Source organism: Leisingera sp. F5 (assembly GCF_001593695.1).
Genome location: NZ_LUKH01001371.1, coordinates 1 through 1,071 on the forward strand (window position 1 = coordinate 1; position 1,071 = coordinate 1,071).

General features: G+C 59.1%; 1 protein-coding gene and 1 pseudogene. Both read left to right on the forward strand.

Going from position 1 to position 1,071, the window contains the following annotated elements:
* Positions 1-347: pseudogene (locus A2I95_RS41515) on the forward strand (thioredoxin); the annotation flags it as partial.
* Positions 348-475: 128 nt separating this feature from the next.
* The gene (gene soxX / locus A2I95_RS41520) at positions 476-952 is read left to right on the forward strand and encodes a sulfur oxidation c-type cytochrome SoxX (protein ID WP_291738104.1); all 477 of its coding nucleotides are present in this window, start codon (positions 476-478) and stop codon (positions 950-952) included.
* Positions 953-1,071 lie beyond the last annotated feature (119 nt).

Genomic DNA, 1,071 nt, shown 5'->3' on the forward strand with positions numbered 1-1,071 from the left:
AGATCAGCCAGTACATTGACGAGAATTTCTTTGTCGTGCAGCTGAATTTATACGGCGATGTCGAGGTCACCGATTTCGACGGTGAGGCGCTGGCGGAAAAGGACATGGCGCGCAAATGGGGCGTCTTGTTCACGCCGACGATTCTGTTCCTGCCGGAAGACGTGGGCGAAAACGTCACAGCCACCGAAGCAGCGGTTGCTATGATGCCGGGCGCATTTGGCGGCGGAACCACGCTGGACATGTTTACATGGGTCAACGAAAAGCGGTATGCGCTTGATAATGATGAAGACTTCCAGCGTTACCACGCGCGCCGGATTCGCGAGCGCAACAATGGATCTGCGGATTAGGGTCTGGCGCATGATTTGGAAAAATTCACAATAATGAATTTGTTGTTGCGTATTGGATGGCCGGTGCCCTACGGTATGCAGCAGCTAAGCAAGCCGCCAGGTACAAGCGGCAGCCAATGGGAGGACACATGAAACTTACATCTCTGACACTGGCGCTAAGCCTGGCCGGGAGTGCGGTTTGGGCCGGGGAGGTTGCTCCGAAAGCGGTGCAGTATGGCGAGGATGGCCAAGTGGCCGCGTCGCTGACGGGTGTTGCCGGCGATGCCGTCAATGGCGCGCTGGTTGTTGGTACCAAATCCAAGGGCAACTGCGTGTCCTGCCACCAGCTGACCGCGCTGGCGGATGTGCCGTTCCACGGTGAAATCGGCCCGTCGCTGGATGGTGCCGGCGACCGCTGGACCGCGGAAGAGCTGCGCGGGCTGGTGGCCAACGCCAAGATGACGTTTGAGGGCACCATGATGCCGGCCTTTTACAAGGTCGATGGCTTTATCCGCCCGGGCGATGCCTATACCGGCGATGCCGGGACCGAGCCGCTGCCGCCGATCCTGACGGCGCAGGAGATTGAAGATGTGGTCGCATTCCTTGCGACGCTGAAAGAAGAGTAAGGCGCGGGCGGGGCCTTGTGTGCCCTGCAGCCTTTAGAGAATTCAAAGGAGAGATATGATGGAGTTCTCACGCCGTGAGACCCTGGCGATGGGCCTGGGCGCTGCCATGGTAACCGTGC

Coding starts and splice junctions, on each gene's coding strand:
- soxX (WP_291738104.1), top strand. CDS start 476: ATGAAACTTACATCTCTGACACTGGCGCTAAGCCTGGCCGGGAGTGCG.